Here is a 22,422-nt window from a genome sequence, read left to right on the forward strand (position 1 = left end):
CCATGAGCGTGAAGCTGCGTGGTCATCATCTGCTCTGTGTGCTCACATTCATCGGGCATGGTTATTCGCCTGCGTTCTCCAAAAACTACAAGGCTGTGGTGAAGCGGCTGAATGCTGGGGAGCCGGTTGAACTGGTGGATGGGCCGGATGAAATCTGCGCGACTTTGATCCGTGAGGAGACTGAGCCGCATTGCTTCAACTGCAGTGTGGTGGAACGGGACAAGGCAGCGGTGAAGCTGGCCTCACAGATCCTGGGATCTGAGCTGCATGTGGGGGATGAACTGGTGTTGAACTCGCGTTTAGTCGGCAAAATGCGGGAGGCATATGCTGAGGGGAACTTCAGAAAAGCCTGCGAAAACTGCGAGTGGGTGCAGTTTTGCGCTGAAATTGCCTCATCTGGCTATGAAAAAGTTCTGCTGCGCAATCCAAAACATCACTGAAGCGGTTTGCTTTTGTTTTGAAGGGCTTAAACGATCTCTGAGTTTCTCAGCAGCGCGTATTGCCCTTTGAAATTTGGATTCTACTTTTCGCGAATACGCTTTGGTCTTCAAATTTTAACAGAATGCCCCCATATGGGGTGCAACATGAGTTTACGGGCAGGTTTAGGGGTTACATGCTTGCATTGAATAAGTTTCCAAGGTTTTTGACCTTGCTGGTGTTTTCGATCGGTCTGATCTTCGTGACTGCGGATTTTGCTGAGGCGAAGCGCGGGTTTAGTTTTGGTAGCCGTGGCTCTCGCAGCTACTCTGCGCCGAAAGCAACCAAGACTGCGCCGAAGACAGCTCCGGTTCAGCGGACCATGACACCAAACAATGGTACCAATACTGGCGCTCAGCAGTCGAATGCTGCTGCGGCTTCCAAGGCAGCTGCAGGCCAGCAGCGTCGTGGCTTCTTCGGTGGTGGTTTCCTCGGCTCCATGCTGGGTGGTCTGGCATTGGGTGGTTTGCTCGGCATGCTGTTCGGCACTGGCTTTGGCGGAATGGCCGGGTTCTTCGGTCTGATCGTTCAGGCGCTTTTGATTGGTGGCGGTATCATGTTGCTGATGCGTTTCCTGCGGAGCCGTCAACAGCCGCAAGCTGCTGGCGCTTATGGGCATCATCAGCAGCAGGCACAGCAGAGCCAGCCGTTCACCTTTAACGATGCAGGTGCGCAGGATGCGCCGCGTCGTTCAGGTTCCTCCGGCATTCCAAACACCGGTTTTGGTGGTGGTCAGGCACCTCAGTTTGAAGAGCAGCCTGTGTTCTCAACTGAAGCTGATGACGAGATCGGCCTGACAGCGGATGACTTTGATGCGTTTGAAGCGTTGCTGACAACCGTGTGGACTGCGTATGGCTCCGAGGACTACGGCAAGATCCGTGAGATCGCGACGCCTGAAATCATGGGCTACTTCGCAGAGGAGCTGGGCAAAGCGGCTTCCAACGGTCTGATCAACGAAGTGCGCGATATCAAGTTGCTGCAGGGTGATCTGACTGAAGCGTGGCGTGAAGGCGACAAGGACTATGCGTCTGTCGCAATGCGTTATGAGTCCATCGATGTGATGCGTGAGCGTGCGACCAATAAGGTTGTTGAAGGCAACGCTGATGTGCCGGAAGAGCGGATCGAGATCTGGACCTTTATTCGCGGTGCTGGCGAAAACTGGCAGCTCTCCGCGATCCAGCAGGCTGGCTAATCACAGCAGACATTATGCAATAGGAAAGGGGCCTCACGGGCCCCTTTCTTTTTAGTGGTTCGATGGGTCTTGTGCTTGTTAGGTTGCGACAGAAAGCTTTACATCGATGTTGTTGCGTGTTGCGTTTGAGTAAGGGCAGACCTCGTGGGCTGCTGCGACCAGTTTTTCCGCTTTGGCTTTGTCCATGCCCGGTACGGTGACTGCCAATGCAATCTCCAGACCGAAGCCGCCTTCAGAGCGTGGGCCAATGCCAACTGTTGATTCAACATTCACGTCTGCTGGCAAAGTCACGCCGGACTGCTGAGACGCTACAAACTTCATAGCTCCGATGAAACAGGCAGCATAACCTGCAGCAAACAGCTGCTCAGGGTTGTTGCCTTCTCCACCTGCGCCGCCCAGTTCTTTTGGCGTTGCAAGTGTCAGTTCCAGAGCACCGTCCTTTGTTTTTGCAGTGCCATCACGGCCACCTGTGGCAACTGCGCTTGTTTCGTAAAGAACGTCTACTGGCATTTCGTATTCCTCGTTGTTGTTATGTATCGTGCACGATTAAATCCTGTACGATATAATTAAGAAGAAATGTAGGGTGCTGTCAATCAAAACGTGAATTAATCGTGTGCGATTTAGTTTGACGGCTTTTGTCTTGATGGGTAGAACGGGGCAAGAGGATGTTACTCAGGACTGGAATACGGTGATGGCCGAGAAGAAATCAGAAGAATTTCAAGGCTTTGGATTAGATCAGCATTTGTGCTTTGCCATCTACAAAGCAAATCATGCCTTCAATCGGTTTTATAAACCGGTGATGAAGAAGCTTGGTGTCACCTATCCTCAGTACATTACTTTGCTTGCTCTTTTGGAAAAAGATCATCAGCGCGTTTCTGAGCTGGGGGAGCGTTTGTTCCTTGAGTCGAACACGTTGACTCCCTTGCTGAAACGTCTGGAAGAGATGGGATACATTGCCCGCACACGCTCCAAAGAAGATGAGCGGCAAGTGATCGTGAGCCTGACCCAAGAGGGGCGGGGCCTGAGTGATGGCGTGATTGACGTTCAGCACTGCGCGTTTTCCAACCTGGATGTGCCCGTGGAGACAATCCGGCAGCTGGTTGGCCAACTCAACGGCATTCAGGAGATGCTGACTGAGGCCAAAGACAAGGTTTCCAGCTAGGTCGGAGGTCCGTTGGGCAGCATATCCTTTTCAAAAGGATCGCGGCCATGCTGGTCAAACAGGCAGCACAGCTCCTGCACTTCTTCTTTTAGCAAGACAAACTGGGAAAAGCCGACGAGCTCTCCATCAATGTGGATTGGAGAGACGGTGACCAGAATGGTGGTGGTTCCGTATGGATTGGCCACGTAGCGCACCGGGTCTTTGCGGCCATCTCTGAACAGCTGCAACATGGCATCAAACCGCGGGTTGGTGATGGACCGGCGGTGATTTTCCTTCACATTGTGCCCGATGTGGCGCGGTTGGCGATCCAGATTTTCCGAAGCCCATTTGTTGTAGTAGAGCAGCTTGCCGTTTTTATCGATGATGGTGACACCGATGCCTGCTTCTTCCAGCAGGCGATCCGCCCAGCCTGACAGCTTCCATGCTTCCAAGATGCGTTGATCGGTGACTTCGGGCAGTTCGTTATTATTGTCAGTCATGCCTGCTTACTCGCTGTTCGCTGGAACTCTAGCGAAGGCGAGTAAGCAATTGCTTTCAGAAATAGTCGGGTTTTCGCGGACTTAAGAGAATGCGGCTGCTGCTTTGAACTTGCGTTGGCGTGCCCAGAGTATGCCCAGGGAACCCGCTGTCATGATAACCCCAGCCAGAATGGTGATTGGATTGGGCACAGCCTGAGGCAGGTAGTCGGCTTTGTCTGCGATCAGCTCAAACAGCAGAGATGTGAATGGCAGAGCGGCGATGGTGGCCACGTAGTTCTGGCTACCGACCAGATTGATGGCCTGCATGGACAGGAACATGGAGACACCGCGCAGGGTGATGCCGACGGCGATGGCTGCCAGCCACATGGTCGGGCTCCAGACCTGAGTGAGGTCAATGAGGGGCAGGTTGCTTGTCCAGTCTGTCGCGCTCTGAGTGGCCGGTCCATCTGTGAAGAGAGAGAGGCCAGCAAGGCTGATGAGCATGATAAGGGCGCTGGCGACCAGCATAACGCCGCTGAGGGACGCGCGCTCCTGCAGATCATCGCCCTGATTTTGCGGGTGAAACTCTGCGATAACCACTGAGGCGACTACGGCAAACTCTGAGAAGACCATCAGGTAGACGGCTGGGTTGGAGTAGGTGCCTTCCAGCGTGGAGACGAGCAGGACGACGCCTAGAATGATGATGATGTGGCCGGGAATTTCCAGAAAGGACGGCAAGCGGAAGAACAGGACTGCGAAGACCAGTGCTGAGAACGGCACGGAGACGAGGCCGAAGAAGCCTGCGTTTGCGGCGCTGATGTAAAGCAGTGAGGCTGTAAAGCAGGCTGCGGAGAGCACGCGGGCAATGCCGTACGCCCATGTATAGGGGCTTTTGAGCGCTTCCATGGTGGCGCCCAGTTTGCGGCTGATGGCGATGAGGAACAGGCCGCCAAACATCAGCTGGATGATGGTGAAGATCCACGGGTCGAGGTTGTAAGCGAGCAGCAGGCCTTTGCTTATGACAATAAGAAACGCCCAGCTTACCATGGTGGCAAGGCAGACAATCAAACCTTTGGGGGTCAAACTCAGTACTCCTCTCCGACGAACTCGCCGGTGATTTTCAGGCCATCAATTCCGGTCTGGCCGTTTTCTTTATAAATGCGCCTTGGGTATGCCCCTGCATGATTGGCAATATGATCAGCAAGTTGTTCAGAATGGGTTACGAGCCAGATCTGGCTGCGCTCTGAGGCTTTGGCAATAACTTTGGCGAGCGGTTCCAGCAGGTCGGGGTGGAGGCTGGCTTCCGGTTCGTTGAGGGCAATGAAGGATGGCAGGCGGTAGGACAGCATAGCGCCGAGCAGGGCGAGATACTGCAGTGTGCCGTCTGACAGTTCCTGAGATGGGAAGGGGCGGCGGATTTCCGGGGTTTGCAATGCGAAGCGGCAATCCTGCCCGTTGGCTTCAATGATCAGTTTGCTGTCCGGGAAAGCGTCGTCGACTGCTTGTTGCAGAAAGAAGGTGTCCTTTTGGATTTCCTTCAGAGTGGCAAATACTGCTGCCAGATCACTGCCGTCTGAGGAAAGTGTCGGCGTGGTGACATTGGGGCTTGGGCGGCGGAGCAGGCTGTCCCGATCACTGCGGAATGTATGGTAGAACCGCCAATCTGTTATGGCGCGGCGTACCAGATCCAGCTCAGGAAACTGGCTGCCATCGCGGATGCTGGCGAGAGCGGTTTCGGAAGGGAGCAGCTCGTTGTCGTAGGTGACTTTGCCGCCTTTGCTGGATCTTAAGAACGCACTCGGGCCTTTGCGCTGCATCAGCACAACCGGCTTTTTGCCAGTCAGGAGCGTGAGTTCTTCGTCTCTGACCATGGTTTCAAAAGGTAGCGCAGGATCGGAGATCGGGTTGGGCAGACCCAGCTCGATCCGGTAGGACAGATCCCCCAGATCAGCGCGCAGGATGATGCGCTTCTTTTCGTGGGTCTTCAGGTCGCCCGCCCACATGACGCTGTCCACCCCACCTTCCTCTGAGACGGCGCGGGTGATGCGGCCCAGCGCTGCCTGCTGGAGCAGCTCCAGAGACTTGTAAAGGTTCGTTTTGCCAACGCCGTTGTTGCCGACAAACACGTTGACGGCGCCAACTCGCATGAAGAGCTTATGTACGGACCGGTAGTTCTCTATGCCGATCGCGGAAAGAGGGGGCATGGCCATGAGGTGAAACTTTTTTGATATATCTTCGGTAAGTATGGTTGAGAATAAGCAGGTTGGATTGGGATTGTAAATTGAACCCGAAAGTTCATGCACCGGAAATTCACGTTTTGTTCGCCTGTGGTTGAGGTAGCTCTTTACTTCAAGGGTGGGTTGTTCAAACTGCTTGGTGTCTTCGTTTGTTGCGTTCTTCTTTCAGGAAACCGCAAAGGTTTTCGGAACTGCGCTTTGGAGGAGAGTTTCGATGTCTGCTCAAGATTCTGACAGCATGCGGCAGGAATCCGATAGTTTTGGTGTGTTGGATGTTCCGGTTGGCAAGTACTGGGGCGCGCAAACCGCACGTTCCCTGATCAACTTTCCTATTGGCCGAGAGCATTTGCCACCTGCGCTGATCCATGCGCTGGGTGCGGTGAAGCTGGCGGCTGCCAAAGTGAACATGGAAGAGGGGCGCTTGCCGGAGGATCTGGGCAAAGCCATTTGTCAGGCGGCGACTGAGGTGATCTCCGGCAAGCTGGATGCGCATTTTCCGCTGGTGATCTGGCAGACGGGCTCGGGCACACAATCGAACATGAACACCAACGAGGTGATTGCGAACCGGGCGATTGAGCTGCTCGGCGGACAGATTGGCAGCAAGTCTCCTGTTCACCCCAATGATCATGTGAACATGGGGCAGTCCTCCAACGATACGTTCCCAACAGCGATGCATATTGCAGCTGCCTGTGAGATCAACAAGGTGCTGCTGCCTGCGCTGGTTCATCTGCATGACACGCTGGAAGCCAAGGTCGCAGCGTTTTCTGACATCGTGAAAATTGGACGCACGCACACGCAGGATGCGACGCCTCTGACATTGGGGCAGGAGTTCTCTGGTTATGTGGCGCAACTGGAGTATTCCAAGGAGCGTATTGAGCAGAGCCTCGTAGGGCTTTATCGCCTTGCACAGGGCGGCACAGCTGTTGGGACTGGGCTCAACTCAACCCCAGAGTTTGCCAGTGCCTTTGCCACCCATGTGAGTGAGGTGACGGGCCTGCCGTTTGTGACGGCAACGAACAAGTTCGAGGCGCTGGCAACCCATGATGCGGCGGTGTTTGCCCATGGTGCGCTGAACACGCTGGCGTGCTCGCTGATGAAGATTGCCAACGACATTCGCTTCCTGGCTTCGGGGCCTCGTTCTGGTCTTGGTGAGATCAGCCTACCTGCCAATGAGCCGGGCTCTTCCATTATGCCGGGCAAGGTGAACCCGACCCAGTGTGAGGCGGTGACCATGGTCTGTGCGCAGGTGATGGGCAATCAGACAGCTGTGAGTGTGGCTGGTGCAACGGGGCATTTTGAGCTGAACGTGTTTAAGCCCGTGATTGCCAACAGTCTGCTGCAGTCCATCGAGTTGCTGGCAGATTGCATGGTGAGCTTTGCAGACCGCTGTGTGGTTGGCATTGAGCCAAACCTTGATCGTATTGAGGAGTTGATGGAGCGGTCGTTGATGCTGGTGACAGCACTGGCGCCGACAATCGGTTATGACAAGGCAACCGAGATTGCCAAGTCCGCGCATAAGAACGGTACGACCCTGAAAGAAGAAGCGCTTCGGCTAGGTTATGTGACCGCCGAAGAGTTTGACCGGGTGGTGCGGCCTGAGAAGATGGTCAGGCCGGGATAGGGCGCGATGAGCCCATCATGATATCCAGCGTTTGTGCCAGGCAGGCCTTTGTGTCTGCCTGATCCAGCTGTTCTGCACCAATCAGCGTGGCGTAGAGGATCTGGGCGTTGATTTTGGCGTGTTTACGGGTTTGAGGCACCTGAGAGAACAGGCTCTCAACATACTCCAGACGGCGGCGGTCGATCTTGGTGGTGTAGGCACGGGCGAGCTCATCAAACTGGGCCCAGTTTCGCAGCGCGTTTGAGACACCGTTGGCGCCGTATTCTTCAGAGACCTCACTTGCTGCAATCTCAATCAGATCATAGAGGCGCTGTTTCGGGTCGGGGCTGCCAGCATCCACCTGCGCGATGATTTGCTGGGTGGCGAGCTCTTCCCAATGGTCCAGCATGGCGGTTTTGAGGGCGGCTACATCCTTGAAGTGCCAATAGAACGAGCCTTTGCTGACTTTCAGCTTTCGTGCCAGCACTTCAGCTTTGAGGCCTTGCGGGCCATCAGAGGCCAGTGAACGAAAGCCGCCTTTGATCCAATCAAGCGCTGTGAGTTTGGTTTTCTCCGTCATGTTTCCACCATACGCTACCGTATTGACAAGATCCAGTTATAATGTACCGTACGCTAGCGTATGGAATCAGAAATGAGAGAACTCCAATGAATAAGTGGCTGTTGGCTTCCGGAATACTGTCTTTACTGCTGGTGTTAGTGCATGTGTTTCTGGGTGGGCCAGAGATCCATGATCCTGTATTGGGCAGTGATCTTCATCCTGTGGTGATCGCGGTGCTGTCGGTGGTCTGGCACGGGATCACGGTGGTGATGCTGGTCAACGGTGTGTTGCTGCTGGCTGCGGCCTTCAAAAGCGAGTTGGCAGCGGGTGTTGCCTGGTTGGTGATTGGGCAATATGGCGGGTTCACCCTGCTGTTCATCGCTTACGGCCTCTCTCAGCTGGGTAACCTGATGGACATGCCGCAATGGATCTCCTTTATCATTATCGCTGGCTGTGTGGCGATGGGTTTGCGCAAGGTGGGCCGCGCACCTGCTTTGCAAAGGGCTGCTGCCTGAGTGGTTGAGACCGGCGACGCCTAAAGCTTCTGCGTGTTGACATTTTGCGGAAATCGCCTTTATTGTCAGCGCAGGTCGGCAGTTCCCAAGGCGTCGCTGCCCCGAAAGGGGAGCTAAACCTGCCATTCACTTCGAGAGTAATCGACATTCTTGTCCGATGCCGCTTCGCAAGTCAGCGACCACGAAAAGTAAAATGCGGCTCGAGAGGATTTTTCAATGTCGAGAGTCCCGGTCCCTCTTCGTTCGCCTGATATCTCCACGTTTGCGCGCAGTGTTGCCCGTCAGATGAAGTCACGCGGTGATGCTCCTTCTCATGTGGAGCTGATGAACATGCTCGCCAAAGCGGCGGGCTTTCAAAACTTCCAACATTTAAGAGCATCGCATTCCGCTGGACGCCGCCTTGATACGGAGCCGGTTGTTGAGACGGTGGATCATCGTTTGGTTGAGCGTGGGCTGAACCAGTTTGATAAGGCGGGGCGGCTGGTTAGCTGGCCGTCACGTCGGCAGGTTCAGGTGCTTTGTCTTTGGCAGTTGTGGTCTCTTATTCCGGCTGGTGCATCGCTTCGGGAGAAGGAGATCAACACTGTGCTCAATGACGCTCATTGTTTTGCAGACCCCGCGTTGCTGAGACGCGAGCTGTTTAGCCTTGGGCTGCTGCATCGTAATCGGGATGGTTCCGATTACAGGCGGCAAGAGCAGCAACCACCACTGGAGGCGCGTGATCTGATTAAGCGTTTGAAGGGGAGACGTTTGGAAAGTGAAAGCGGCAGCTCTGCCATGTCGTTCATCGTGCGACCGAGCACTTAGCTTGGCTTTCACTGCCATTTAGACAGGAGGCTTCCCGACTTTTGGGCCGGGGAGCCTCTTTCGTTTTCTGGCTTATGGCCACTTTACCACTGGTGGCATGGAGGACAGGATGGAGGAGACGTTTCCGCCTGTCTTGAGGCCGAAGATGGTGCCGCGGTCGTAGAGGAGGTTGAACTCCACGTAGCGGCCACGACGGACCAGCTGTTCTTCGCGCTGTTCCAGTGTCCATGGGGTCAGGAAGTTTTTACGCACCAGCTTTGGATAGATGTCGAGGAAGGCGTTGCCGACGGATTTGGTGAAGGCAAGGTCTGCATTCCAGTCGCCAGTGTTGTGGCGGTCGTAGAAGATGCCACCGATGCCGCGCGCTTCCTTGCGGTGAGGCAGATAGAAGTACTCGTCACACCACTTCTTGAAGTGATCGTAGTCTGCGCCCGGATGATCAACACATGCTGCCTTCATGGCCTCGTGGAACTCAACGGTGTCCGGGTCTTCCTGTGTGCGGCGTGCGCTGAGCACTGGGGTGAGGTCTGCTCCACCACCGAACCACTGCTTGGTGGTGACCACCATACGGGTGTTCATATGCACTGCCGGTACATTTGGATTGTGCATGTGGGCGATCAGGGAGATGCCGGAGGCCCAGAAGCGCGGATCTTCGCTGGCACCTGGGATCTGGTCGCGGAATTCCGGAGAGAACTCGCCGTGTACGGTGGACACGTGGACGCCAACCTTCTCGAACACACGACCGTGCATCAAAGACATGACGCCGCCGCCGCCGTGGCCGCCACTGTGGTCTGTGCGCTCCCATGGGGTGCGTTCAAAACGTCCGGCTGGCTGGTCTGCGAGTGGGCCGTCCTGTTCGCCAACTTCTTCTTCCAGCTGCTCAAATGCGGTGCAGATGTTATCGCGCAGCTGAGTGAACCACGCAGAGGCTTCTTTCTTCTTGTCTTCCAGATCTGCCGGAAGCGTGTTCTGTGAGTCGCTCATCGTCCCTCCTAGAGCGCTAAATCTTCTTTGTTGCTCTGTTTAATGGAGTGCAGCTGCGAAGTACAGGAGAGGTGGGTGCTGTTATTGCGGCTGAGTGAGGATGACGGGATACTTTTCCGGCTGCACATAGTTGCCGTCGCATTCCGGTTTGGCGCGGAACTCAAGAAGGTGTGGGTAGCCTTCTGGTGTGAAGCGGTGGACCTCATAGGTTCCGCAATCGCCCAAACCACGGCCTTTCATGAAGCTGGTCAGATCGCCGGTCTTGATGTCCCAGACGCCATTGAAGACCACATGCGGATCATCGTTGTCTTCGTTCTGAGGGCGCCTGAAGCTCAGCAGCTCGGCGTCCTGTGGTTTGTGGGAGTCCACACGCACATAAACATGGGCTTCATTGTACGGACTTATGGAGCAGGCGAACTCCAGCACTTCGATGTTCTTGCTGAACTGAAGGCGGTAGTTGCCCATTGTGTCGTAAGCCTGCTTCCAATCGCAGGGATAGGCCTGATCCAACAGCCCCAGATAGCGGTTCAGGATTTTTTGGTCGTTTTCTCTCACAGGTTCAATGGGCCCCGCCAAAGTGGGGCTTGCCAGCAAACTGATGGAGAGGAGGACAGCAGCCAGTGCTGGAGACAGGGTTTTAGACATGGCGGCCTTCCTCTTTGACGGCGTGGTTTTGCCTGAGGATGCCGGTTTCGGATTACACTTGCCTAAAAACTCTTGGTTTACTGCAGGCTACCAGTTCCAGGCATGCTTTAACGAACTGAGTGGGCGGCGTTACAAGGCCGGGTAGATCAACGGGTAATCGGTGGGTTCGCGGAACTTGCCGTCGCAGTTTCGCTTGGCGCGGTACTCTATAAGTTCCAGATAGCCATCTGATGTGAAGCGGTGGACTTCGAAAGAGCCGCAATCAGAGAGGCCGCGGTCTACGGTGAAGCTGGTGAGTGCGCCGCGGTTGAGATCCCAGAAGCTGTTAAAGAGGATGTACTTGCTGGTGACCGGTTGCCCCTTGGGGCGGCGCAGCGCAATGAGCTGTGCAGGTTGCTTGCTGCCCTTGATCCGCCGGATGTAGAGGTTTGCTAGATTATGCAGGCCCACGGTGCAGGAGAACTCCAGCACCTGAATGCCATTGCCAAGATCGTAGAGGTTATACCCGCTTCGTGTGTGTGCATCATGCCAGTCGCAGGGGTATATCTGGTTGAGCAGGTGCAGATGCCGGTCCAATTCTGCCTTGTCGTGCAGGTTGGGATAAAGTACTGGCTCTATCGGAGCGCCTGCCAAAGCGGGCAGGGGGATAACGAGAAAAAGTGCAACAGAGAATAGATGAGCAATTTTTCTCGAGACACTCTGAAACATTGCAAAATAAACCTAAACAGCGCAAAGCAACGCAATAAATAACGCACGTAGTCTAGGTTGTATTTTATTCAAAAACAATCTGTTTGACGAAGGGCTTCGCCCAGTACCATTCCAGTGGAAACCGCCATGTTGAGGGAGCGCATGCCGTTCTTCATGGGAATCAGTAGTCTGGAATCGGCGAGCTGATGGATTTCTTCTGGCACACCAGAGCTTTCGCGGCCCATCAGGATCAGGTCGTCCTTTTTGAAGGCGAACTGGGTGTAAGGACGGGTTCCCTTGGTCGTCATGAGGATAAGTCGGCGCTTTTCCGCCAATTGCCATTCACGAAAACTCTCCCAATCCATATGGCGTTGGAGTTTCGCGCGCTCGATGTAATCCATGCCAGCCCGTTTAAGTGCATGATCTGACAGCGGGAAGCCTGCTGGTTCGATCAGGTGCACCGTTACATCCATGCAGGCGGCCAAGCGCAACAGGGTGCCGGTGTTCTGCGGAATGTCTGGCTGATAAAGGGCAATATCTGGCATGGCGCAGTGTGCTCGCTGTAAGATTTTCGTGAGGGGCTTATGGAAGCATCTCTTGGGCATCTAGAGGAACCCGGTGAAAATCTCCAGAAAAATCATAGAGTTTGTTGATAGGTGGCGCGTTTCGCTGGGTGAAACCTAATCAAATTCAAGAGGTTCCATAGGAATTCGTGATATATGTTGCGAAAAAGATACAGTACACCCTAAAGTGTTTTTCCGGAATTTTTGGGGCTAGGCATGTCTCCGCCTTTGTGAGTATAAGCATCTCGCACCGGCCGAGAGCCCTCTTCTTACTTGACGAGACTCTCCGAGTTGCTGATCGCCCGATCAGCTATTTTTAACGTTGGAACCAGGGAGACATACATGAATACTGAATTTGTGCTCGTGAACGCTAATGTTCTCCCGGCAGTAGGCGCATGCGCTATGCATCCCACTAACTGCATTGCATTTGCCGTTTCCGCTTAAGCGGCGGCTTTCCAACACTTTACTAGCTCGTATTTTCTTAATGTAGCCCTCTTTACGGACGAATTGCGTCTGCGGCTGCATGCATATGTTGTCGGAGTATCTCCAATGATTACGTCATTTATCTGGGCGCAGGTCGCGTCCCGTGACGGTTCTGCATCTCAAATTCCGGTCGACGGTGGCCGGTATGTGCGTTCGGCTCGGTCTGAAAAAGTAACTTTTTCTCAAAGCCTTATGCACGCATTCTGGTTCTTGATGATTAGTGCCGGAATTGCATTTTTCACAATTGTTCCAACGCTTTACGCTGAGTTGGCTGCGGTTGAAATTGTGAAAGCAAACGGAACCTATGAAGCTGGCTCCCTGTTTAAGGGGCGCTTTGTTGACACTTTGGTTGGCGCTTTTGCTGTAGGTATCGGGATTGCCAGCGTTATCTGGAGCTTTTCCGGTTCTCCACGCGATAACCGTGATCCATACGAACGAGATGAGCGGCTGCAGTAAGCAGCCGTCATCCTCTTACCATGTTGACGTGGTAGCGCAGCTCGCAAACCAAATATCTTAATTGGGATTTGTCATGTTCTCGTATTTTGAGAAGCTTATTGATCCATTTAAAATGGAAGAGATAGAGACTCCTCCAAGTAAGTTTTGGGGCTTTATCTGGTATTATACTAAGCCAGTTTCTTTATTGCTTATGATTATTGCTTTCTTTGCAGCAGGTATTGCTGTTTTGGAAGTGGTTATATTTACGTTCATGGGTGATCTTGTTAACTGGTTGGGAACTGAAGATCCAGAGACGTTCTTTGCTGATAACTGGGGCCATCTCATCTGGATGGGTGCGGTTCTACTTATAATTTCACCCCTTACTTCAGCAGTGTGGGAGATGTTCTTCCATCAGGGGCTTGTCGGCAACTATCCGATGCTGATCCGTTGGAAAGGGCATCGCCAGTTACTTCGTCAGAGCTTAAGTTTCTTCCATAATGACTTTGCGGGTCGTATCGCTAACAAGCTGATGCAGACTTCTCTGGCTGTCAGAGAAGTTATTACGCGTATTGTCGATATCTTTGTCTATGTGATTGTTTACTTCCTGGCTGCTCTTGCTGTGCTCGCAAGCGCGGACTGGCGCCTTGCGCTGCCGATGCTGGGTTGGTTGGCTTCCTACTTCCTGGTCATGTACATCTTCGTGCCGAAGCTGAAGCGGATCTCCAAGAAGCAGGCAGACGCGCGCTCTGTGATGACTGGCCATGTTGTTGATGCATATACGAATATCTCGACCGTAAAGCTGTTCTCGCATGCTTCTCGTGAAGAAGATTATGCCAAGGGCTCCATGAGTACGTTCATGAACACGGTGCATCGCCAGATGCGGAACGTGACCTTGCTGAACATCTGTCTGACCGTGATCAACAATCTGCTGCTGCTGACGCTTGGTGGTGTTTCCATCTGGCTCTGGAAGGGCGCATTGGTGACGACCGGCGATATCGCAATTGCTATTGGTCTGGCATTGCGCCTGCAAGGTATGTCTCAGTGGATCCTCTGGGAAGTTGCTGGTCTGTTTGAGAATATCGGTACGGTTCAGGATGGCCTGGGCATGCTGTCCAGACATACGGAAGTCACGGACAAGGACGATGCGAAGGAGCTTGTGGTCTCTGATGCGGAAATCCGCTTTGAAGATGTGAAGTTCCATTATGGCAAGGGCAGTGGTGTTCTTGAGAACCTGTCGCTGAACATCAAGCCGGGTGAGAAGATCGGCATTGTTGGTCGTTCCGGTGCTGGTAAGTCTACGCTGATGAACCTGTTGCTGCGCTTCCATGATCTGGAAGGTGGCCGGATTACCGTTGATGGTCAGGATATCTGTGCGGTGACACAGGAAAGTCTGCGCCAGCATATTGGGGTGGTGTCTCAGGATACATCCTTGCTGCACCGGACTATTCTGGAAAACATCACCTATGGCAAAGACGGTGCAACGTTTGAAGAGGCGCAGGAAGCGGCTCGCCGGGCGCATGCGCTGGAGTTTATCGAGGGACTGAAAGATCCAGAAGGCCGGACTGGCTTTGATACTCTGGTGGGTGAACGCGGTGTGAAGCTGTCCGGCGGTCAGCGTCAGCGTGTGGCGATTGCACGTGTGCTGCTGAAGGATGCTCCAATCCTTGTTCTGGACGAAGCGACCTCTGCTTTGGACTCAGAAGTGGAAGCTGCAATCCAGGAAAGCCTGTTTGAATTGATGGAAGGTAAGACGGTTATTGCAATTGCCCACCGACTTTCCACAATTGCGGCAATGGATCGCCTGATTGTCATGGATCAAGGCAAGATTGTCGAAATGGGTACCCATGAGGAACTTTTGAAATCCGAAGGTATCTACGAGAACCTCTGGAACCACCAATCCGGCGGTTTCCTTGCACAAGTTGCCGCTGAATAGGGATTCTTGACAGGGAATCAAGCGGTTTAAACCAAAAGTGGTTCGGGGCGAAATTGCGTCTTCTGGTCCCCGAACCACTCGACTTTTGACTCATATTCTCGTGTCAAAAACTCAATTGTCCCTGTTTTTTGTCTCTTATGCCCAAATTGTCTGCGACAATAAGTCCCCAATTTTTTAACGAGTCTAGACAAGTGCGACCATTGGTGGCAGATAGCATCCGTCAATATAAGTGCGTATTTTGCGCATTTTCACCTACAGCTCTTTGTAGTGAGTAGATAGTGGTTGGTTTTACTAGCCGTGGGTACTGTCCTCTCAAGAGAGTTTTTAGGTGATCTCTTTCAATTTTGTTTCGAGAGGACGCGACCTTGGAACACACGGAAACGGCTGAACCGACACGCCGCGATTTTCTCTACATCGCGACCGGTGCCGTGGGCGCGGTCGGTGCGGGAGCTCTGGCTTGGCCCTTTATCCATCAGATGAACCCGGATGCATCTGCACTCGCTTTGGCTTCTATTGAAGTTGATGTTTCTGCGGTTGAAGTCGGGCAATCCATCACCGTAACTTGGCGTGGCAAGCCGGTCTTTATCCGTCAACGTACGGAGCAGGAGATCGCTGAAGCTGCAGCCGTTCCGCTTTCTGATCTGCCAGACCAGTTCGCACGTAACTCTAACCTAGAAGACGGTGCGGATGCGTCAGATGCAAACCGCGCAGCCGATGGCAAAGAAGCCTGGCTCGTCATGGTTGGTGTATGTACGCACCTTGGCTGTGTGCCACTTGGCCAGAAAAACGGCGACAACAAAGGTGAGTTCGGTGGTTGGTTCTGCCCATGCCATGGCTCTCACTACGACACCGCTGGTCGTATCCGTAAAGGCCCGGCTCCAGAGAATATGCTCGTGCCGCCTTACAAATTCACCACGGACGACACTGTCGTAATCGGCTGACGTGACCCCTTCAGGAGGCAGCTATGGCTGGTCATTCTACTTATGAACCGCAAAACGCTGGCGCCAAATGGCTTGAGCGTCGTTTGCCGGTTCTCTCCCTTGTTCATGGGAGCTTTGTCGCTTTTCCTACCCCGAAGAACCTGAACTACTGGTGGACTTTCGGCGGTATCGCATTCTTCATGCTGGTTGTGCAGCTGATCACCGGTATCGTTCTGGTGATGCACTACACCCCGCATGAAACTCTTGCATTCCTCTCTGTTGAACACATCATGCGCGATGTGAACTACGGATGGCTTATCCGCTATCTGCACATGAACGGCGCATCCATGTTCTTCATTGCAGTTTACATCCACATCTTTCGTGGTCTGTACTACGGTTCCTACAAGGAACCACGTGAGATCGCCTGGATCCTTGGTGTTCTGCTGTTCCTGCTGATGATGGCAACTGCGTTCATGGGCTACGTGCTTCCATGGGGTCAGATGTCACTGTGGGGCGCGACGGTTATTACTAACCTGTTCTCCGCGATCCCGATTGTTGGCGACAGCATCACTACATGGCTCTGGGGTGGCTTCTCCGTTGGTAACCCAACTCTGAACCGCTTCTTCTCACTGCACTATCTGCTGCCATTCGTGATTGTTGGTATTGTGATCCTGCACATCTGGGCGTTCCACGTTGCTGGTAACAACAACCCAGTTGGTGTTGATCCAAAATCCGAGAAGGACACGATCCCATTCCATCCGTACTACACGATGAAGGATCTGTTCGCGATTGTTGTCTTCATGATCTTCTTCTCCTGGTTCGCATTCTACCTGCCGAACTACATGGGTCACCCGGACAACTACATCGAAGCAAACCCAATGGTAACGCCAGCACACATCGTGCCTGAATGGTACTTCCTGCCGTTCTACGCGATCCTGCGTGCGATCACTTTCGATATCGGCCCAATTCCTTCGAAGCTGGGTGGTGTTATCGCAATGTTTGGCGCAATCGCAGTGCTCTTCGTACTGCCATGGCTCGACACTTCCAAAGTTCGCTCTGCGCGTTTCCGTCCAGTTTACAAGTTCTTCTTCTGGCTGTTCGGTTTCACCTGTGTGATGCTTGGTTGGCTCGGTGCAATGCCTGCAGAACAGCCATACGTGGCTCTGGCTCAGGTCTTCACTGCACTGTACTTCGCTCACTTCCTGATCGTTCTGCCAGTTCTCGGACTGATCGAAACGCCTCGGAAAGTTCCTGACTCAATCAACGATGCAGTGCTGGGTAAAACCGGCGAAGCGGCTTAAGGGCAGGGGATTTTAAAGATGAAAAATCTAATGTTCAAAAGCGCTCGCGCACTTGCTGTTGTTGCAGGTCTTGCAGTGGCAGGCCCAGCTCTGGCAGCTGGTGATGCTCCGCACGTTGAGAAGCAGCCTTGGTCTTTTGCTGGTCCTTTCGGTCAGTTTGACAAAGCGCAGCTACAGCGTGGTTTCCAGGTGTACCAGGAAGTTTGTTCTTCCTGTCACGGTCTGAGCCTCGTTGCATTCCGTAACCTCGCTGAGGAAGGCGGACCTGGCTTCTCCGTTGATGAAGTTAAGGCTCTTGCAGCTGAATACTCCATCGTAGATGGTCCGGATGATGAAGGTGAAATGTTCGAGCGCGAAGGCAAGCCGTTCGACAAGTTCCCTTCTCCGTTCCCGAACGAGCAGGCAGCACGTGCTTCCAACAACGGTGCTTACCCACCAGACCTGTCTCTGATGGCTAAAGCCCGCGCAGTGACCCGTGGTTTCCCATGGTTCGTTCTGGATATTGCTACGCAGTATCAGGAAAACGGCCCGGATTACCTCTACGGCCTGCTGACTGGTTACCACGAAGCTCCTGAGGGCGTTGAGGTTCCAGAAGGTCAGTACTACAACACGGGCTTCATCGCTGGTAAGACGCTAGCAATGGCGCCACCACTCTCTGACGAGCTGGTTGAGTACTCCGATGGTTCTCCAATGACCACTGATCAGTACGCTCGTGACGTTTCTGCATTCCTGATGTGGGCAGCTGAGCCTCATCTGGAAGCACGTAAGCGTATCGGCTTCGGCGTCATGGCATTCCTGATCCTGTTTGCATCTTTGCTGTACTTCACAAAGCGCAAGATCTGGAGCAATGTAGACCACTAAGGTCACATCGATACTTTCAAAAAGGGCTATCCTATTCGGGTAGCCCTTTTTTTTGGGGTTGGCGTCTGGATTTGATGTAGTGCCAACTTCACGAGACTGAATCAGGTAAAGTGCACTGAAACTGGCTATAAGCGGAGAGAGCGATATGCAGGCGGTTCTGGGTATTATCGGAGGTTCTGGCCTCTACAATATTCCTGGTTTTGAAAATGCCCGATGGGAGCGGATTGAAAGCCCATGGGGCGAGCCAAGCGACGATGTCTGTATTGGCGAGATTGATGGACTGAAGGTTGTCTTCCTGCCGCGTCACGGTCGTGGCCATGTGCATTCTCCGAGCCAGATCAACTATCGCGCCAACATCGACGTGCTCAAGCGTGCTGGTGTGACGGATCTGATTTCCGTCAGTGCTTGCGGTTCTTTGAAAGAAGAATATGCGCCGGGAACGTTCGTGCTGGTTGATCAGTTTATTGACCGGACGTTTGCCCGTGAGAAGAGTTTCTTTGGCACTGGCTGTGTGGCGCACGTTTCTGTGGCGGACCCGGTTTCACCGTTGCTAGTGGATGTGGTGGAAGGTGCCTGTCAAGAAGAGGGCCTTACGTATAGCCGCGGTGGGACTTATCTGGCTATGGAAGGGCCGCAGTTTTCTTCTAAAGCTGAGAGCGATCTGTATCGTTCCTGGGGCTGTGACGTGATTGGCATGACAAACATGCCGGAAGCAAAGCTGGCCCGTGAAGCAGAAATCAGCTACTCAACAGTGGCTATGGTGACGGATTACGACAGCTGGCATGCCGATCATGGCAATGTCGATATCAATGCGATCATCAAGGTTCTGCATGAGAACGTGGAAAGCGCTCAGAAGCTTGTGCTGGCGGTGGCCCGCAAACTGCCGAGAGAACATCAGCAATGCCCGATTGGCTCCAACACTGCGCTCGACTTTGCGATTATGACTGCTGAGGACAGGCGAGATCCTGAGCTGCTTGCAAAGCTTGATGCTGTCGCTGGACGTGTGCTGAAAAAATAACTGATTACCTGAGTGATCCTGAAGGCCCTGAGCGGAGGGCCTTTGACTGAAACAATGCAATTCAAAACGTGGAAATGACCATGACTGACACACTGAACACAATCTCAGAGGAGCTGATCGCGTCCATTCGCACGATCCCGGACTATCCGAAGGAAGGTATCCTGTTCCGCGATATCACGACGCTTCTGAGCGATCCTCGTGCGTTCCGCCGTGCGGTTGATGCACTGGTGCAGCCATGGGCTGGCTCCAAGATTGAACAGGTTGCTGGTATTGAAGCGCGTGGCTTCATTCTGGGTGGTGCTGTTGCTCACCAGCTGTCTGCTGGTTTCCTGCCTGTGCGCAAGAAAGGTAAGCTGCCGTTCAAGACCATTGAGCAAGAGTATGAGCTTGAGTATGGCACAGACACCATTGAAATCCACTGTGATGCTGTGAAGCCGGGTGAGAAGGTTATTCTGGTAGATGACCTGATTGCGACCGGTGGTACGGCAGAAGCGGCTGTGAAGCTGCTGAGAAGTGCTGGTGCTGACATTGTGGCGGCTTGCTTCATTGTCGATTTGCCAGAACTGCAAGGACGTGCAAAACTGGAAGCTCTGGACGTTCCTGTCAGGACATTGGTGGAGTTTCCCGGTCATTGAATGACGCCTTTGTAGAGCAAGGCCCGCAGTTTTCTGAGGCCTTTAACCAAGATTTTGAATTGCTTTTGAAATGGCGCAGGGATGTGCGCCATTTCAAGCAAGACATGATTGATCGCGAAACCGTTGAAGAGCTTTTGCGATTAACTGATCTTTCCCCAAGCGTCGGCAACAGTCAGCCGTGGCGTTTTATCGAGGTAAGCCAGCCCTCAAACCGAGAGGCGGTGTATCTCAACTTCCAACAGGCAAATGCAGAGGCCCTGACGGGCTACAAGGGAGAGCGTGCGGAGAGCTATGCCAAGCTCAAGCTGCAGGGTTTGACCGACGCTCCGCTGCAATTTGCCGTTTTTTGTGATCTTGAACCAACACAGGGAGCTGGGCTGGGACGGCAGACCATGCCGGAGACGCTGGCCTATTCTTGTGTTAGCGCAATTAACTGCCTTTGGCTTGCTGCTAGAGCGAAAGGCATTGGCGTTGGTTGGGTGTCTATTCTCAATCCGGATGGTGTCGGAAAGCTGTTTGGCGTTCCTGACAGCTGGAAGTTCGTAGCCTATCTGTGCATTGGTTACCCGGTTGAGAATAACCTGACGCCCGAACTTCAACGCACCGGCTGGCAGGCACGTACTGCCACTGAATTGCGAATGTTAAAAGATATTGATCTAGTTAGGCCAGAAGCCAAACAGGAGTCTTCTTCGTGTCAATCCAAGTAAGAGCAATTGAGCCAGAAGATCGAGAGCAGGTTGTTGAGCTGCTCGTGAACCGGTGGACCAGTCCTGAGCAGTTGCTTGATGGCGAGATGGTGGATGCATCCAAGCTGCCGGGATACCTTGCTCTGGATGAAGGTCGTCTGGTTGGCATGATTACACTGATCAAACGCGAGCAGGAATGGGAGATCCTTACTCTCGATTCGTTGCAGCGCTGGGGTGGTATCGGAACGCTTCTGCTGGATGCTTCTGTTGATGCCGCTCGTAAAGAGGGTATTGGCCGCATCATGGTGCGCACTTCCAACGACAATCTAGATGCATTTCGGTTTTATCAGAGACGCAGCTTCCGTTTAGAGAAAGTCGTTCAGGGCGTCATCGATGAAGAACGTAAGTTAAAACCCGAAATACCAGTCACAGGTCTGCACGGAATACCGCTGCGTGATGAAGTGATTTTTGGTCGGGACATAACCGGGAATCGATCTTAGCTTTACTTTCAAACGGTCTTTGACTAACTTTGTGAAAGTTTAAATAAAATTGTAACTGAGGGTTGTGTTGTGATCGTCCGCATAATCGAATTGGTGCGACGCTATAGAACGATACGGCTCTCCTTACTGGCCACTGTCCTGGATTGCTCTGTCGATGAGATCCTGTATGCGGTAGATGGGCTGGAAAACAATGCCATCATGCGCGTGCGGGGCAACTCGCTGGTTTCCAATGAAGCCATCGCGGAGAGCGACATCAGTGTGCGCATGCATTCCCGCTTTGCTGAGAAGAACGCCGTTGGCAAGTTGGCTGCCAGCTTGATCAAGGATGGCGATCGTCTTCTGATTGAGGCAGGGAGCACACTTTCCCTTTTTGCCAATCACCTGAAAGAGAAGAAAGACCTGTCCGTTGCGACCACCAGTCCGTTGATTGCTGAGAGCCTTGTGCGTCACAGCCGGGCATGCAGCGTGGAATTGATTGGGGGCAAGCTGGCTGCTCATACGACCGCGCTTCATGGTGAAGAGACCATGGCACGCATTCGTGATCTGGAGGTTGATTGGACCATTCTGAGCCCCACCAGCATGTGCATTCACAAAGGGGCCTGTTACTTCCATAAGGTTGATGCTGAAACGAGCTTATTGATGCAGCGTAGTGCGAAGAAAACTATGATGCTCAGTGATAGTTCTAAGTTAGGTGTCCCCAGCCGCTACACTGCGCAAACAATGCAAGGTGTAGATGTCTTTATTACTGATAATAATGGAGAATTAGGTTTTGCTGAAATAGAGCATCATCTTAATAAAGCTCGCGTTTTTCATGCGATTTCAGAAGATGCTGACAGCGAAGATTTCATTCTCTTGAATAGTTGATAAATTTTAATCTTTTTCGATAAAAATGAACGATGTTTACTACCGGAATAGTATCTTGGATCTAGGCCTACTTAGATGATTAATGACTTAATGGTGGACGTTCTGGCCAATCTGGTGAAACGCCACAGACGTATTTCTTTGACTGCTGCTGCAGATATTTTGGGAATGGACTTTGAAGAGCTTACAAGTCTGGCAAAGGTTTTGTCAGAGCGTGAAGAGTTTGAGCTCTTTGATAATTCAATATGTTTTTTAATGCCGCGAGATCAGGATGCTTATCGAGTAAGGCTGCGCAGCCATTACATTGAGAAGTATGCCATTGGACGTCTTGCTGCCTCTTTCATTCAGGAAGGCGACCACGTGGTCGTTGAATCCGGAAGTACCATGACCATTCTTGCGCAGCACCTTGCGCAAGTTGAGCAGATCAGGGTTTCGACCAACTCCTATGCAGTTGCCTCCATGATTATTGGAGCGGAGACAGCTGCGGATATTCATGTGATTGGTGGACACCTTTACACGGACGGGCAGGGGGCGTTGGGTCCGATTGCTCTGGATACGGTTGCTGGACTGAACGCAGACTGGGGGATCATTTGTCCCGTTGGTTTGTCTGCGGAAGGTGATCTCATGTACTACGTGGAGGAAGAAGCCAAGTTTGCACGGGCTGTGATGGCCTCCTGCAAGCGGACGATGGTTTTGTGTAACTCCAGCAAGATCGGCGTGCCAAGCCGCTTTGTGGCCAATTCCTGCGCTCAGGCGGATATGCTGATTGTCGACAGTGGTGTTGAGCCAAGCATTCTGGATAGCCTTGTTGCTCAGGGTGTGAAGGACGTGCATGTGGCTGATGTGGAAGCGGAAGCTTCCAGTGAAATTGTATTGCTCGATATTTGATTTTATTTCTTAGTC

General features: G+C 52.9%; 26 protein-coding genes. 17 read left to right on the forward strand and 9 right to left on the reverse strand.

What is annotated here, in order from left to right; all coding sequences use genetic code 11:
• Nucleotides 1–2 precede the first annotated feature (2 nt).
• Together PJE062_RS04690 and PJE062_RS04695 are read left to right on the forward strand one after the other, a co-directional pair.
• Nucleotides 3–440, forward strand: coding sequence for a DUF1284 domain-containing protein (locus PJE062_RS04690; RefSeq protein ID WP_008547930.1), 438 nt, complete (start codon nucleotides 3–5; stop codon nucleotides 438–440).
• 173 nt (nucleotides 441–613) lie between these two features.
• A complete protein-coding gene (locus tag PJE062_RS04695; RefSeq protein WP_008547616.1) occupies nucleotides 614–1,669 on the forward strand; it encodes a Tim44 domain-containing protein in 1,056 nt (351 codons plus the stop codon).
• 78 nt (nucleotides 1,670–1,747) lie between these two features.
• Here the strand turns inward: PJE062_RS04695 and PJE062_RS04700 are convergent, their stop codons facing one another.
• Nucleotides 1,748–2,179, reverse strand: a complete 432-nt coding sequence (locus tag PJE062_RS04700; RefSeq protein ID WP_008547382.1) for an organic hydroperoxide resistance protein — start codon at nucleotides 2,177–2,179, stop codon at nucleotides 1,748–1,750.
• 181 nt (nucleotides 2,180–2,360) lie between these two features.
• Here PJE062_RS04700 and PJE062_RS04705 point away from each other — a divergent pair, with 181 nt between their 5' ends.
• On the forward strand, nucleotides 2,361–2,831 hold the full coding sequence (locus PJE062_RS04705; protein WP_208982166.1) for a MarR family winged helix-turn-helix transcriptional regulator: 471 nt from the start codon (nucleotides 2,361–2,363) through the stop codon (nucleotides 2,829–2,831).
• Here PJE062_RS04705 and PJE062_RS04710 read toward each other — a convergent pair.
• From PJE062_RS04710 to PJE062_RS04720, 3 genes are all read right to left on the reverse strand, one after another.
• Nucleotides 2,828–3,310, reverse strand: coding sequence for a PAS domain-containing protein (locus tag PJE062_RS04710; RefSeq protein WP_008548128.1), 483 nt, complete (start codon nucleotides 3,308–3,310; stop codon nucleotides 2,828–2,830). The two genes, PJE062_RS04705 and PJE062_RS04710, sit on opposite strands and share 4 nt — an antisense overlap.
• 81 nt (nucleotides 3,311–3,391) lie before the next feature.
• Nucleotides 3,392–4,372, reverse strand: coding sequence for an EamA family transporter (locus PJE062_RS04715; RefSeq protein ID WP_008548070.1), 981 nt, complete (start codon nucleotides 4,370–4,372; stop codon nucleotides 3,392–3,394).
• A 2-nt stretch (nucleotides 4,373–4,374) separates the two neighbouring features.
• Complete coding sequence (locus tag PJE062_RS04720) at nucleotides 4,375–5,499, reverse strand: AAA family ATPase (RefSeq protein ID WP_008548010.1); 1,125 nt, start codon at nucleotides 5,497–5,499, stop codon at nucleotides 4,375–4,377.
• A 241-nt stretch (nucleotides 5,500–5,740) separates the two neighbouring features.
• On the opposite strand from PJE062_RS04720, the gene fumC reads away from it, so the two are divergent.
• The gene (gene fumC, locus PJE062_RS04725) at nucleotides 5,741–7,147 is read left to right on the forward strand and encodes a class II fumarate hydratase (RefSeq protein ID WP_008547491.1); all 1,407 of its coding nucleotides are present in this window, start codon (nucleotides 5,741–5,743) and stop codon (nucleotides 7,145–7,147) included.
• Here fumC and PJE062_RS04730 read toward each other — a convergent pair.
• On the reverse strand, nucleotides 7,134–7,706 hold the full coding sequence (locus PJE062_RS04730) for a TetR/AcrR family transcriptional regulator (RefSeq protein WP_008547805.1): 573 nt from the start codon (nucleotides 7,704–7,706) through the stop codon (nucleotides 7,134–7,136). The two genes, fumC and PJE062_RS04730, sit on opposite strands and share 14 nt — an antisense overlap.
• 86 nt (nucleotides 7,707–7,792) lie before the next feature.
• Between PJE062_RS04730 and PJE062_RS04735 the strand changes: the two genes are divergently transcribed.
• Both PJE062_RS04735 and PJE062_RS04740 read left to right on the forward strand, forming a co-directional pair.
• Entirely contained in the window at nucleotides 7,793–8,200 is a 408-nt protein-coding gene (locus PJE062_RS04735) for a hypothetical protein (protein WP_008547426.1), read from the forward strand.
• 216 nt (nucleotides 8,201–8,416) lie between these two features.
• Nucleotides 8,417–9,007 (forward strand): DUF2087 domain-containing protein, encoded by a 591-nt coding sequence (locus PJE062_RS04740; RefSeq protein WP_208982167.1) that lies wholly within the window; start codon nucleotides 8,417–8,419, stop codon nucleotides 9,005–9,007.
• A gap of 72 nt (nucleotides 9,008–9,079) precedes the next feature.
• On the opposite strand, the gene hemF is transcribed toward PJE062_RS04740, so the two are convergent.
• The 4 genes from hemF to PJE062_RS04760 form a co-directional block, all read right to left on the reverse strand.
• Nucleotides 9,080–9,991: an oxygen-dependent coproporphyrinogen oxidase gene (hemF, locus tag PJE062_RS04745; protein WP_008547765.1), complete on the reverse strand. Its 912-nt coding sequence runs from the start codon at nucleotides 9,989–9,991 to the stop codon at nucleotides 9,080–9,082.
• Between the two features lie 81 nt (nucleotides 9,992–10,072).
• Nucleotides 10,073–10,636 (reverse strand): DUF1176 domain-containing protein, encoded by a 564-nt coding sequence (locus tag PJE062_RS04750; protein WP_008548143.1) that lies wholly within the window; start codon nucleotides 10,634–10,636, stop codon nucleotides 10,073–10,075.
• Nucleotides 10,637–10,765: 129 nt separating this feature from the next.
• Nucleotides 10,766–11,344, reverse strand: coding sequence for a DUF1176 domain-containing protein (locus PJE062_RS04755; protein WP_008547576.1), 579 nt, complete (start codon nucleotides 11,342–11,344; stop codon nucleotides 10,766–10,768).
• Nucleotides 11,345–11,412: 68 nt separating this feature from the next.
• Complete coding sequence (locus PJE062_RS04760; RefSeq protein WP_008547433.1) at nucleotides 11,413–11,868, reverse strand: tRNA (cytidine(34)-2'-O)-methyltransferase; 456 nt, start codon at nucleotides 11,866–11,868, stop codon at nucleotides 11,413–11,415.
• A 567-nt stretch (nucleotides 11,869–12,435) separates the two neighbouring features.
• Here PJE062_RS04760 and PJE062_RS04765 point away from each other — a divergent pair.
• The 11 genes from PJE062_RS04765 (at nucleotide 12,436) to PJE062_RS04815 (ending at nucleotide 22,407) form a co-directional block, all read left to right on the forward strand.
• Nucleotides 12,436–12,825 (forward strand): hypothetical protein, encoded by a 390-nt coding sequence (locus PJE062_RS04765; RefSeq protein ID WP_008547746.1) that lies wholly within the window; start codon nucleotides 12,436–12,438, stop codon nucleotides 12,823–12,825.
• A gap of 73 nt (nucleotides 12,826–12,898) precedes the next feature.
• On the forward strand, nucleotides 12,899–14,737 hold the full coding sequence (locus PJE062_RS04770; protein WP_008547933.1) for an ABC transporter ATP-binding protein: 1,839 nt from the start codon (nucleotides 12,899–12,901) through the stop codon (nucleotides 14,735–14,737).
• A gap of 365 nt (nucleotides 14,738–15,102) precedes the next feature.
• The gene (petA, locus tag PJE062_RS04775; RefSeq protein WP_008547658.1) at nucleotides 15,103–15,678 is read left to right on the forward strand and encodes a ubiquinol-cytochrome c reductase iron-sulfur subunit; all 576 of its coding nucleotides are present in this window, start codon (nucleotides 15,103–15,105) and stop codon (nucleotides 15,676–15,678) included.
• Nucleotides 15,679–15,701: 23 nt separating this feature from the next.
• The gene (locus PJE062_RS04780; protein WP_008547360.1) at nucleotides 15,702–16,958 is read left to right on the forward strand and encodes a cytochrome b/b6; all 1,257 of its coding nucleotides are present in this window, start codon (nucleotides 15,702–15,704) and stop codon (nucleotides 16,956–16,958) included.
• Between the two features lie 18 nt (nucleotides 16,959–16,976).
• On the forward strand, nucleotides 16,977–17,819 hold the full coding sequence (locus tag PJE062_RS04785) for a cytochrome c1 (protein ID WP_008547549.1): 843 nt from the start codon (nucleotides 16,977–16,979) through the stop codon (nucleotides 17,817–17,819).
• Between the two features lie 145 nt (nucleotides 17,820–17,964).
• Nucleotides 17,965–18,837: an S-methyl-5'-thioadenosine phosphorylase gene (locus tag PJE062_RS04790; RefSeq protein WP_008547970.1), complete on the forward strand. Its 873-nt coding sequence runs from the start codon at nucleotides 17,965–17,967 to the stop codon at nucleotides 18,835–18,837.
• 80 nt (nucleotides 18,838–18,917) lie between these two features.
• Complete coding sequence (locus tag PJE062_RS04795) at nucleotides 18,918–19,472, forward strand: adenine phosphoribosyltransferase (protein ID WP_037036260.1); 555 nt, start codon at nucleotides 18,918–18,920, stop codon at nucleotides 19,470–19,472.
• A complete protein-coding gene (gene bluB / locus PJE062_RS04800) occupies nucleotides 19,469–20,179 on the forward strand; it encodes a 5,6-dimethylbenzimidazole synthase (protein WP_008547373.1) in 711 nt (236 codons plus the stop codon). The genes PJE062_RS04795 and bluB overlap by 4 nt, the downstream gene beginning before the upstream one ends.
• The gene (locus PJE062_RS04805; RefSeq protein WP_008548018.1) at nucleotides 20,164–20,658 is read left to right on the forward strand and encodes a GNAT family N-acetyltransferase; all 495 of its coding nucleotides are present in this window, start codon (nucleotides 20,164–20,166) and stop codon (nucleotides 20,656–20,658) included. Before bluB ends, PJE062_RS04805 begins: the two co-directional genes overlap by 16 nt.
• 69 nt (nucleotides 20,659–20,727) lie before the next feature.
• On the forward strand, nucleotides 20,728–21,522 hold the full coding sequence (locus tag PJE062_RS04810) for a DeoR/GlpR family DNA-binding transcription regulator (RefSeq protein ID WP_008547494.1): 795 nt from the start codon (nucleotides 20,728–20,730) through the stop codon (nucleotides 21,520–21,522).
• 75 nt (nucleotides 21,523–21,597) lie between these two features.
• Complete coding sequence (locus PJE062_RS04815) at nucleotides 21,598–22,407, forward strand: DeoR/GlpR family DNA-binding transcription regulator (RefSeq protein ID WP_208982168.1); 810 nt, start codon at nucleotides 21,598–21,600, stop codon at nucleotides 22,405–22,407.
• The last annotated feature ends 15 nt before the right edge of the window (nucleotides 22,408–22,422 follow it).

Origin of the sequence: Pseudovibrio sp. JE062 (assembly GCF_000156235.1) — a bacterium.
GTDB lineage: Bacteria > Pseudomonadota > Alphaproteobacteria > Rhizobiales > Stappiaceae > Pseudovibrio.

Excerpts from the sequence above, each read along its gene's own strand:
- PJE062_RS04700 (WP_008547382.1), bottom strand. The coding sequence starts at position 2,179 with ATGCCAGTAGACGTTCTTTACGAAACAAGCGCAGTTGCCACAGGTGGC.
- PJE062_RS04755 (WP_008547576.1), bottom strand. The coding sequence starts at position 11,344 with ATGTTTCAGAGTGTCTCGAGAAAAATTGCTCATCTATTCTCTGTTGCA.
- PJE062_RS04710 (WP_008548128.1), bottom strand. The coding sequence starts at position 3,310 with ATGACTGACAATAATAACGAACTGCCCGAAGTCACCGATCAACGCATC.
- PJE062_RS04735 (WP_008547426.1), top strand. The coding sequence starts at position 7,793 with ATGAATAAGTGGCTGTTGGCTTCCGGAATACTGTCTTTACTGCTGGTG.
- PJE062_RS04695 (WP_008547616.1), top strand. The coding sequence starts at position 614 with ATGCTTGCATTGAATAAGTTTCCAAGGTTTTTGACCTTGCTGGTGTTT.
- PJE062_RS04795 (WP_037036260.1), top strand. The coding sequence starts at position 18,918 with ATGACTGACACACTGAACACAATCTCAGAGGAGCTGATCGCGTCCATT.
- PJE062_RS04765 (WP_008547746.1), top strand. The coding sequence starts at position 12,436 with ATGATTACGTCATTTATCTGGGCGCAGGTCGCGTCCCGTGACGGTTCT.
- PJE062_RS04760 (WP_008547433.1), bottom strand. The coding sequence starts at position 11,868 with ATGCCAGATATTGCCCTTTATCAGCCAGACATTCCGCAGAACACCGGC.
- PJE062_RS04705 (WP_208982166.1), top strand. The coding sequence starts at position 2,361 with ATGGCCGAGAAGAAATCAGAAGAATTTCAAGGCTTTGGATTAGATCAG.
- PJE062_RS04720 (WP_008548010.1), bottom strand. The coding sequence starts at position 5,499 with ATGGCCATGCCCCCTCTTTCCGCGATCGGCATAGAGAACTACCGGTCC.
- PJE062_RS04770 (WP_008547933.1), top strand. The coding sequence starts at position 12,899 with ATGTTCTCGTATTTTGAGAAGCTTATTGATCCATTTAAAATGGAAGAG.
- fumC (WP_008547491.1), top strand. The coding sequence starts at position 5,741 with ATGTCTGCTCAAGATTCTGACAGCATGCGGCAGGAATCCGATAGTTTT.
- PJE062_RS04790 (WP_008547970.1), top strand. The coding sequence starts at position 17,965 with ATGCAGGCGGTTCTGGGTATTATCGGAGGTTCTGGCCTCTACAATATT.
- PJE062_RS04780 (WP_008547360.1), top strand. The coding sequence starts at position 15,702 with ATGGCTGGTCATTCTACTTATGAACCGCAAAACGCTGGCGCCAAATGG.
- PJE062_RS04750 (WP_008548143.1), bottom strand. The coding sequence starts at position 10,636 with ATGTCTAAAACCCTGTCTCCAGCACTGGCTGCTGTCCTCCTCTCCATC.
- PJE062_RS04730 (WP_008547805.1), bottom strand. The coding sequence starts at position 7,706 with ATGACGGAGAAAACCAAACTCACAGCGCTTGATTGGATCAAAGGCGGC.
- hemF (WP_008547765.1), bottom strand. The coding sequence starts at position 9,991 with ATGAGCGACTCACAGAACACGCTTCCGGCAGATCTGGAAGACAAGAAG.
- PJE062_RS04815 (WP_208982168.1), top strand. The coding sequence starts at position 21,598 with ATGATTAATGACTTAATGGTGGACGTTCTGGCCAATCTGGTGAAACGC.
- PJE062_RS04785 (WP_008547549.1), top strand. The coding sequence starts at position 16,977 with ATGAAAAATCTAATGTTCAAAAGCGCTCGCGCACTTGCTGTTGTTGCA.
- PJE062_RS04740 (WP_208982167.1), top strand. The coding sequence starts at position 8,417 with ATGTCGAGAGTCCCGGTCCCTCTTCGTTCGCCTGATATCTCCACGTTT.
- PJE062_RS04690 (WP_008547930.1), top strand. The coding sequence starts at position 3 with ATGAGCGTGAAGCTGCGTGGTCATCATCTGCTCTGTGTGCTCACATTC.